This window comes from Thermodesulfobacteriota bacterium, assembly GCA_040756475.1.
In the GTDB taxonomy this organism is placed as follows: Bacteria; Desulfobacterota; Deferrisomatia; order Deferrisomatales; family JACRMM01; genus JBFLZB01.
Genome location: JBFLZB010000182.1, coordinates 1 through 8,919 on the forward strand (window position 1 = coordinate 1; position 8,919 = coordinate 8,919).

General features: G+C 70.4%; 9 protein-coding genes. 7 read left to right on the forward strand and 2 right to left on the reverse strand.

Annotated elements, in window-relative coordinates; genetic code table 11:
• Window positions 1-226, forward strand: a 226-nt coding sequence (locus AB1578_19220; GenBank protein ID MEW6490026.1) for a hypothetical protein, incomplete at its 5' end; no start/stop codon positions are given.
• 129 nt (window positions 227-355) lie between these two features.
• Here AB1578_19220 and AB1578_19225 read toward each other — a convergent pair.
• Entirely contained in the window at window positions 356-784 is a 429-nt protein-coding gene (locus AB1578_19225) for a hypothetical protein (protein MEW6490027.1), read from the reverse strand.
• 258 nt (window positions 785-1,042) lie between these two features.
• On the opposite strand from AB1578_19225, the gene AB1578_19230 reads away from it, so the two are divergent.
• The 4 genes from AB1578_19230 to AB1578_19245 are packed head-to-tail and all read left to right on the forward strand — an operon-like array spanning window position 1,043 to window position 4,999.
• On the forward strand, window positions 1,043-1,954 hold the full coding sequence (locus AB1578_19230) for an oxaloacetate decarboxylase (GenBank protein ID MEW6490028.1): 912 nt from the start codon (window positions 1,043-1,045) through the stop codon (window positions 1,952-1,954).
• On the forward strand, window positions 1,951-2,202 hold the full coding sequence (locus tag AB1578_19235; GenBank protein ID MEW6490029.1) for a 4Fe-4S dicluster domain-containing protein: 252 nt from the start codon (window positions 1,951-1,953) through the stop codon (window positions 2,200-2,202). The genes AB1578_19230 and AB1578_19235 overlap by 4 nt, the downstream gene beginning before the upstream one ends.
• Window positions 2,199-4,139 carry an aldehyde ferredoxin oxidoreductase family protein gene (locus AB1578_19240; protein ID MEW6490030.1) on the forward strand — a complete coding sequence of 647 codons (1,941 nt, stop codon included), beginning with the start codon at window positions 2,199-2,201 and terminating at the stop codon, window positions 4,137-4,139. Before AB1578_19235 ends, AB1578_19240 begins: the two co-directional genes overlap by 4 nt.
• The gene (locus AB1578_19245; protein ID MEW6490031.1) at window positions 4,127-4,999 is read left to right on the forward strand and encodes an amidohydrolase family protein; all 873 of its coding nucleotides are present in this window, start codon (window positions 4,127-4,129) and stop codon (window positions 4,997-4,999) included. Before AB1578_19240 ends, AB1578_19245 begins: the two co-directional genes overlap by 13 nt.
• 64 nt (window positions 5,000-5,063) lie before the next feature.
• Here the strand turns inward: AB1578_19245 and nspC are convergent, their stop codons facing one another.
• Window positions 5,064-6,191, reverse strand: a complete 1,128-nt coding sequence (gene nspC / locus AB1578_19250; protein MEW6490032.1) for a carboxynorspermidine decarboxylase — start codon at window positions 6,189-6,191, stop codon at window positions 5,064-5,066.
• 267 nt (window positions 6,192-6,458) lie between these two features.
• Here nspC and htpG point away from each other — a divergent pair, with 267 nt between their 5' ends.
• Complete coding sequence (gene htpG, locus AB1578_19255; GenBank protein ID MEW6490033.1) at window positions 6,459-8,372, forward strand: molecular chaperone HtpG; 1,914 nt, start codon at window positions 6,459-6,461, stop codon at window positions 8,370-8,372.
• A gap of 223 nt (window positions 8,373-8,595) precedes the next feature.
• Window positions 8,596-8,919 (forward strand): ferric reductase-like transmembrane domain-containing protein (locus AB1578_19260; GenBank protein MEW6490034.1); only part of this gene is annotated, 324 nt, incomplete at its 3' end.

The following is an 8,919-nucleotide window of genomic DNA, read 5'->3' on the forward strand; positions in this document are numbered from 1 at the left end:
AACCCCCATGCCTCCCCTACCCTCCGCCGCACCGGAACCCGGCGAGCCCCACCCCAGGCGATGGGCCGCTGCGGCGGCGTTGGTTCTCGCCGGGGGAGGAATCCTGGTGTCCATGATCGGTCAGCGCTGGGGCATGCCGGCGTTGGAGAGGTGGGCGGGGCCGGGGCTCACCCTGCTCGGGGCGGGCCTCTGGGCCGCGCATCGGCTGGGCAGACCGAGGCACTAGCGTCTTCCAGTTCCTCGAAGCGCGGGGGGCGATGCGAACGGAAGAGGACCGGGGCGACCTCGCCGGGAGGCCGCCCCGCACCGTCTCCGGGTGCGCCGGTGCCGGGCGGGTTGGGCGCACCGGGGGGGACTAATGGGCGACTTGGCTCAAGACCTTCTCGACCCCTCGGCCGAGTTGCTCCGAGGGGGTGACCACCAGCTCCCGCCCCGCCACCTCGGCGCGGAAGCGCTGGGAAGACTCGCTCCTTCGGTACACCTCCCGCAGCTCGTCCACCAGTCGGCCCTGCTTCATGGGATCCACCTTGTGCTGGGAGAGCAGGTCTTTGAGGCTCTTGACCTCGCTGCCCTCCACCCAGGCAAGCCCGAAGGTCTTGGGGGGCTTCCCGATGAAGACGTAGGCCTTCTCCCCGGTGGGCACCACCTCGAGGGGGTCGCTCACCCCCTGGAGCAGGGACTCGAGGGCGGGCTTCACCTCGGACAGACGCCGCGTGGCCGGGTTGTCGGCGTCGAGCTCGGGGTACTCCTGCCGGCCACCAAACAGTTTATTGAAAAGTCCCATGGCAAACTCCTTTCCGCCCGGCGGCACCTCCCATACTAGCCGACGGCTTGGTGTGTGTACAGAATTTCTCAGGCGCCGAAAGCGCATTTCAAGAGAGGCGCCTGCGCCACAGGACTCGCTCTGGCCAAACATGACGTGAGATCGCGTGAGTTCACAAGCCGTTGCGGCACGTGATTTGGCCGGATAGAGTGGTCCCGGGACGGCGCCGGGCATCCCGTCGTGCGCCTGTTCGTTCCTCCCCGACGAAGCGAGATGCCGATGAAGAGAACCACCCAACTGCGAAGGCTCCTGGAACGCCCCGGAATCCGGATGGCCCCCGGTTGCCACGATGCGCTCGGCGCTCGGTTCATCCAGCGGTCCGGATTCTCCGTCGCGTACGTAACCGGGTACGGGGTGGCGTGCTCGCTGCTCGGCCGGCCGGATGTGGGCGAGATCACCCTCACCGAGATGGTGACCCACGCGGCGCGCATCGCCGCCGCCATCGACATCCCCCTGATTTGCGACGCGGACACCGGATACGGTGGCCTGCTCAACGTGCAGCGCACGGTTCGGGAGTTTCAGCGGGCGGGGGTCGCGGGGATCCACATCGAGGATCAGCAGGAGCCCAAGCGGTGCGCGGCCATGGGGGGTGTGCGGGTGCTCGATCTCGACGCCGCGGTGGCCCGGGTGCGGGCCGCCGTCGAGGCCAAGGACGACCCGGACTTCTTTGTGATCGCCCGCACCGACTGCCGGCCCGCCCTGGGCGTGGACGCAGCCCTCGAACGGGCGCGCGCCTTCGCCGACGCGGGGGCCGACATGATCTACGTGGAGCTCTTGGGGTCGCGGGAGGAGGTCGCCCGGGTCGGGCGGGAGGCCGGGCCGACCCCCCTGCTCTTCGATATGTTCGACCACCCCGCGGTCCCCGTGCTCCGTGCCGCGGAGCTGGCGGAGATGGGCTACCGCATCGTCACCTTTCCCTTCACCTCGACACTGGCCTATGCGAAGGTGCTCGACGAGGTCTACCCCTCGATCCTCCGAACCGGGGGGGCCGCGGATGTGGCGGAGCGCAGGATGGGGCTCCACGCCTTCGAGGAGGCGATGGGTCTGGCAGAGATCTGGCGCGGTGTGGAGCGGCTCCAGGATTCGGCGCCCCTCCCGGGCGCCCGGCAGAAGAAGGGAGCGTGCCCATGAAGTGCCCGGAAGTCGTCAAGCCGGAGAACTGCTCCGGGTGCAGCATCTGCGAGCTTGCGTGCTCGTTCCACAACGGCCCAGACCGGTCCTTTCGTCCCTCGGCCGCGCACCTGCGCGCCGTGCGGACCGAAGGCCTCAACCGGTTTCGTATCGAGTTCTCGCCCGACTGCAACGGCTGCGGCCTGTGCGCGGCCCACTGCGGCTACGGCGTGTTCGGCGCGCCCATCGCCTCGGAGGAGGGGCCATGACGTCCGGCGGTTACACGGGCACGGTCCTGCACGTCGACCTCACCTCGCGCACGTCTCGGACCGAACCACTCCGGGAGGAGCTGCGGTCGCGCTTCCTCGGGGGCGCGGGGGTCAATGCGGCCCTGGCGCTGGAGCTCCTCGAGCCCGGGGGCGACCCCTTCGCGCCCGACAACTGCGCGATCTTCGGGCTCGGCCCCCTGGTGGGCACGCTCGTTCCCGGCGCCGGCAAGGGCAACGTGACCGCCCGCTCCCCCTACCGCCGCTTTCTCGGGATCTCCGGCCACGGGCGCTTCGGCATGCTCAAGTACGCCGGGTACGACCACCTCGTGGTCACGGGACGGGCCGACCGGCCCGTGGTGGTCGCGATCGCCGACGACCGGGTGTCGTTCCACGACGCGGACGGGCTTTGGGGCTGCGACGTCTTCGCGGCCACGGACCGGATCTGGGCCCGGCTCGGGGATCGCTTCGACGTGAGCTGCATCGGGCCCGGCGGGGAGAACGGGGTCTTCGACGCCGCCGTGATCACCAACAAGTACGCCGCCTTCGCCCGCGCCGGGATGGGCGCGGTGCTGGGCTCGAAGAACCTCAAGGCCATCGCCGTGTCGGGCACGGGCGGGGTGCGCGTGGCCGACCGCAAGCGCTTCTCCCGCGCCAGCAAGGAGCTCTTCGCCCGGGTTCGCGCCGACCCGAACCTCCTGGAGTGGCGGCGCCTGGGCACGCTCATCAGCCTCGAGACCTTCGCTAAGATGGGGCTCTACGCCAAGCACAACTTCCAGTCTGCCTACGACGGGGGCCTCACGGCCCACTTTCCGGTGGAGGGGTTCGCCGGGCAAGTCAAGGAAGGCGACGTGGCGTGTCTCGGGTGCCCCGTGGGCTGCAAGCACCACGTGCGGGTGCCCGCGGACGGCGGCAAAGGCCCCGACCTGCGCATGGCCGTGTCGTGCATGAACTCGGTGATGCAGGGCTTTGGCACCTTTTGCGGGCTCGAGAGCTGGCGCGAGGTGATCCGGTGCGCCGAGGTCGCCGTGGGGATGGGCCTGGACTTCATGAGCACGGGCGCCCTGATCGCCTTCGCCATGGAGCTCACCCAGCGCGGCGTCCTCACCCCGGACGACACCGACGGGGTGCGCCTGACCTGGGGAGACGGCGAGGCGGTGCGGGAGATGATCCGGCGGATCGGCACGCGCCGCGGCTTCGGCGACCGCCTGGCCCAGGGCCTGGAACAGGCCGCCCGCCTCCTCGGCCCGGCCGCCGAGCCCTACGCCGTCCACACCAAGGGGCTCGGGGTGCTCTACGACCCCCGCGTGCGGCTCGGGTCCACCGAGATCTTCTCCCAGTTCACCAACGTGCGGGGCTACATCTCCAACGTCAGCGTGGCCATGGTCGAGCGGACCGCCCAGCAGATCCGCCGCTACTGCGAGAAGCTCGGCCTTCGGCCCGAGGCCGTGGACCGGATCGTCACCGGTGACGGCTACGACGTGGGGCGGCTCACCAAGTGGACGGAGGACGCCTGCTCCGCCCTCGAGCTCCTGGGCGTGTGCATGTTCCCGCCCTTCCAGCGCCTCCCCCTCGACCTCTGGGCCGAGGCGTGCTCGGCCGCTACGGGGGTGGAGACCACGGCCGACGACCTGGTCCGGGCGTCCGAGAACCTCTGGCACGCCCGCCGCGCGTTCAACGTGCGGGAGGGCTCGGGTCCCCCGGACGACACCTGCCCCGACCGGTTCTTCTCCGAGTCCGTCTCGGCCGGCGATCGAACCTTCGATCCCCTCTCCCGGCCCGCCTTCGAGAAGCTCGTGCGGGCGTACTACGCGGAGCGGGGCTGGGACCCGGCGACGGGCGCCCCGCCCCCCGAGACCCTCGCGGAGCTCGGCCTCGGCGAGGTCGCGAGCGCTCGATCCGGCAACCGGCCCGGGGGGAGGGGTTCGTGCCGGGACTGATCGACGCGCACCTCCACTGGTGCCTCTTCGGCCGGCCGGTCGGGGAGGTGGTGTCCGAGCTCGAGGGGCTCGAGGCCAACGGCTACGAAACCGTGGTCGTCTTCCCTCTGCCGGCCATGGGGGCTCCCGCCGAACGGTCGGTCCACCTGATTCCCGGGGCCTACCGCGACTTCACCGGCATCGACGCAGCGCGCATGGTCCACGACGACCTCCAGGCCTGGCACGCGTTCCGACCCCTGTGGGCGGCCAAGCCCCGGCGCCTGCGGGTGCTCTCCTTCCTGGACGTGCGGGCCTGGAACGGGCGCTCGGACCTGGCCGGCTGGTGGGGAGAGGGCCACGCGGGCCTCAAGAACATCCTCGTCCTGGAGGAGGACGAGGGCAAGATGCGCATGCCGCCGCTTCGCCACGTGCCGGGCATCGGGCGGGAAGCCTACCTCGATGCCCACCGGGCGGTGTTCGCAGAGGCCGCGCAGCGGGACGTGCCCGTGATGTACCACGCAGACCTGAGCCTGCACGCGGGCTTCGTGGAGGAGTGCCTGGCGGCCCACCCCGGCCTGCGGGTGGCGATTCCCCACCTGGGCTTCAGCCGGCGCCGCATGGCGCGCCTGCTGGAGCGCTTTCCCGCCGTGTGGACCGACATCTCGAGCCTTCGGCCCTTCATCGAGGCCGACCCCGACGCCTACCGCTCCTTCCTCTTGGAGTTCCCGGATCGGGTGCTGCTGGGAAGCGACGCCATCGCCTGCCACGACCTGCGCCCGGCCCTGGACTACGTGCGGTGCGTGCGGGGCCTGGGGCTCCCGGAGGAGGTGGAAGAGGCCGTGCTGGCCGGCAACGCCCGCCGCTTCCTGGCGCGCTGCTGAACGGCCCCCTGCCGGCCATGCCCGGACCACCCCGGTCCTCCCCGTTCGCGGGCCCGCGGGCGCCTCACGAGAGCCGCCCCTTGAAGTCCTCGTACCCGAAGCGGCGCACCGCCGTGAGCTCGCCCGTCTCGGGCTCGTAGGTGCAGATGGCGGGGAGCTGGACCCCGTTGAAGGTGGTGTTCTTGACCATGGTGTAGTGGGCCTGGTCCAGGAAGGCCAGGCGGCTCCCCACCCCGAGGGGCTCCTCGAAGGACCAGTCGCCGATCACGTCGCCCGCCAGGCACGAGGGCCCCGCCAGGCGGTAGGTGTGGGCCTTCTCCCCCGGGTCGAAGCCCCGGTGGAGCGGGGGGCGGTAGGGCATCTCGAGCACGTCGGGCATGTGGCACGCCACCGAGACGTCGAGAATGGCGATGGGCCCCCCGTTGTCCACCACGTCGAGCACCTCCCCCACCAGGAGGCCGCTGCCCAGGACCACGGCCTCCCCGGGCTCCAGGTAGACCGCAAGGCCGTACGTCTCCCGGAAGTACCGCACCAGGGCCACGAGCCCCTCCACGTCGTAGCCCTCCCGGGTGATGTGGTGCCCGCCCCCCAGGTTGAGCCACTTCATCCGGGGCAGCAGATCCCCGAATTTCTCCTCGAAGGCCCGCGCCGTGCGCGCCAGGGGCTCGAAGAGCTGCTCGCACAGGGTGTGGAAGTGCAGGCCCTCCACCCCGACCAGCGACCGGCCCTCGAAGGCCGCCCGCCGGATGCCCAACCGCGACCGGGGGGCGCAGGGGTCGTAGAGGGGGGTCGCGCCCTCCGAGTGCTCGGGATTCACCCGCAGGCCCACCGAGACGCGCCCCTGCTCCGCCTCCCAGAGGGGTCGGAACCGCTCGAGCTGGGCAAAGGAGTTGAAGACCAGGTGGTTCGAGGCGGCCAGGAGCTCCCGGACGTCGGCCTCCTTGAGCCCGGCAGCGAAGCTATGGACCTCGCGCCCGAACTCCTCCCGCCCCAGGCGCGCCTCCCAGGGGGAGCTCGCGCACACCCCGTGGAGGGTCCTGGCGAGGAGCGGGAAGGTACTCCACATGGAAAAGCCCTTGAGCGCCAGGAGGATCCGGGCCCCGCTCTCCCGCTGCACCCGGTCGAGCACCGCCAGGTTCTCCCGCAGCACCCCCAGGTCGACCACGTAGGCGGGGGAGGGGGCAAGCTTCATGATGCGTTCGATGTGCGGTCGTCCCACGTCTTCTTCCTCCCTCGCCGCCCACGGACGCGTGGGCGCGGCCTGGAGACAGGGCCGGCGCCTCACGCCCGGCTGCTATACCCCAGGCGCTGCAAGAGCTCAAGGGGTGCGCCGCCTGCGCGGGCGGACAACGCCCTCCCCCTCCGGCCCTGGGCCCGGCGGGTTGCGCCGCGCCCCCGAGCTGCTTATCTTCCTCGCCCGACCGTCCCAAGAGCCACCCTTGCCGGAGAGGAACCGTCCATGCCCGCCGAGACCCTTGCCTTCAAGACCGAGGTCCAGAAGCTCCTGGACCTCATGATCCACTCACTTTACTCCCACAAGGAGATCTTCCTGCGGGAGCTCGTCTCCAACGCCTCCGACGCCCTGGACAAGGCGCGCTACGAGGCGCTGACCGACGAGAAGCGCTACGAGGGGGCGGGGGAGTGGAAGATCGAGCTCGTCCCGGACAAGGCGGCGGGAACCCTGACCGTGCGGGACAACGGCATCGGGATGACCCGGGACGAGGTGGTGGAGGCCCTGGGCACCATCGCCCACTCGGGGACCAAGGAGTTCCTGAAGCTCCTGGAGAGCCGGGGCTCCCAGGACCACCCCGAGCTCATCGGCCAGTTCGGCGTGGGCTTCTACTCCGCCTTCATGGTGGCGCGCGAGGTGGCGGTGCTGACCCGCCGTGCGGGCACGCCCCCCGAGGCGGCGACCTTGTGGCGCTCCGCTGCGGACGGCACCTTCACGGTGGAGGAGGCGGCAAAGCCCGCGCCGGGCACCGACGTGGTCCTGACCCTCAAGGAGGAGGAGCGGGCCTACCTGGAGGAGTGGGAGCTTCGGGGCATCGTGAAGCGTTACTCCGACTTCATCGAGTACCCGATTACCATGCGGGTGACCCGCAAGAAGCCCAGCGCGATCGACCCCAAGGAGCTCGTGGAGACGACCGAGGAGGAGACGCTCAACTCCCGCAAGGCCCTGTGGCTCAAGCCCAAGGCCGAGGTCACCCCCGAGGAGTACCAGGAGTTCTACCACCACGTCTCCCACGACCTGGGCGAGCCGGCCAAGGTCGTCCACTACCGCGGGGAGGGGACCACGGAGTTTTCGGCCCTCCTGTACCTGCCGAAGAAGGCGCCCTGGAACCTCTTCTACAAGGACTATAAGGTCGGCCCCCAGCTCTACGTGCGCCGGGTGCAGATCATGGACCACTGCGAGGATCTCGTCCCGCCCTACCTGCGCTTCGTGAAGGGGGTGGTGGAGTCCGCGGATCTGCCGCTCAACGTCTCCCGGGAGCTCTTGCAGAAGAACAAGATGGTGGAGGTCATCCGCAAGAGCGCCACGAAGAAGGTTCTGGAGGCCCTGGCGGAGCTGAAGGCCGAGGACCCCGACGCCTACGGGGAGTTCTACCGGGAGTTCGGGCGCGTCCTGAAGGAGGGGCTCCACTTCGACCCGGAGCGCCGGGAGGCCATCGCGGACCTGCTGCTCTTCGAGTCCACCGCCACAGAGGAGGGAAAGCCCACCACCCTCGCGGCCTACGTGGAACGAATGCCCGAGGGGCAAAAGGACATCTACTACCTCACGGGTCCGTCCCGGCGGGAGGCCGCCGCGTCGCCCCACCTGGAGGCCTTCCGGGAGAAGGGCTACGAGGTACTCCTGGCCACCGACGCCATCGACGACCTGCTCCTCTCGGAGCTCGGCACCTACCGGGAAAAGCCCATCCACTCGGCCCTCAAGGGCGAGCTCGATCTCGACCCCGGGGAGAAGGCCCGGGAGGAGGCGAAGAAGGCCTACGGCGGTCTCCTGGAGACCCTGAAGGACCGGCTCGCGGACGAGGTGGCCGACGTGCGGGTCTCGGGCCGGCTCAAGGACTCGCCCGTGTGCCTGGTGGGGGACGAGGGCGACCTGGACCCCCAGATGGAGAAGATGCTCCAGGCCCTGGGGCGCGAGGTGCCCCGCCGCAAGCGCATCCTCGAGGTGAACCCCGCCCACGACCTCCTGCGGGCCATGAACGCCCGGTTCGAGAAGGACCGAAACGACCCCCTCCTCGCCGAGTTCGCCGAGCTCCTCTACGACCAGGCGGTGCTCCTGGAGGGGGGCCGGCCCAAGGACCCGGTGGCCTTCGCCCGGGCCGTGGCGCGCTTGATGGCAGAGCGGGCTGGAAGGGACACCCCGTAGGACGGTTGGGCGGCCCGGAGTCCCCCCCGGGTCCTTGGCGCCGCCCTCGCCGAAATCGCAATTGAGGTCGCCGTCGATTTCGATTTCGATTTCGATTCTTGCGGGGACCCCGCTCGCCACCGAGGCGGTGAATCGCGGCAGGGCCCCTGGGTTGACCCGGGGGCCCTGCCTGATAGGGTGGCCGCAGGATCGCGCGCCCGCCGCCCTCTCCGGAGAGTCCCCCATGAACCGCCAGTTCCTGATCCGGGCCGCCTTCTGGATCGGGGTCTACATTCTCTTCGTGAGCCTGCCGTTCCTGGCCCTGTTCCTCGGGCCGGTGCCGCCGGGGCGCGGGTTCTGGCGCGAGCTCGCGGTGGGCCTGGGGTTCGCCGGCGTCTCCATGATGGGGTTCCAGTTCTTCCTCACGGGGCGCTTCCGGCGGATTACGACTCCCTACGGCATCGACGTCATCTACCACTTCCACCGCCGCATCTCGCTCATCGCCTTCGGCTTCATCCTGGCCCACGCGGCGCTGCTCATCGCCCAGAGCCCGGCGACCCTGTCGCTC

Bases quoted from the DNA above. Each gene is read 5' to 3' on its own strand.
- AB1578_19225 (MEW6490027.1), bottom strand. From the start codon at position 784: ATGGGACTTTTCAATAAACTGTTTGGTGGCCGGCAGGAGTACCCCGAG.
- nspC (MEW6490032.1), bottom strand. From the start codon at position 6,191: ATGAAGCTTGCCCCCTCCCCCGCCTACGTGGTCGACCTGGGGGTGCTG.
- AB1578_19230 (MEW6490028.1), top strand. From the start codon at position 1,043: ATGAAGAGAACCACCCAACTGCGAAGGCTCCTGGAACGCCCCGGAATC.
- AB1578_19240 (MEW6490030.1), top strand. From the start codon at position 2,199: ATGACGTCCGGCGGTTACACGGGCACGGTCCTGCACGTCGACCTCACC.
- AB1578_19235 (MEW6490029.1), top strand. From the start codon at position 1,951: ATGAAGTGCCCGGAAGTCGTCAAGCCGGAGAACTGCTCCGGGTGCAGC.
- htpG (MEW6490033.1), top strand. From the start codon at position 6,459: ATGCCCGCCGAGACCCTTGCCTTCAAGACCGAGGTCCAGAAGCTCCTG.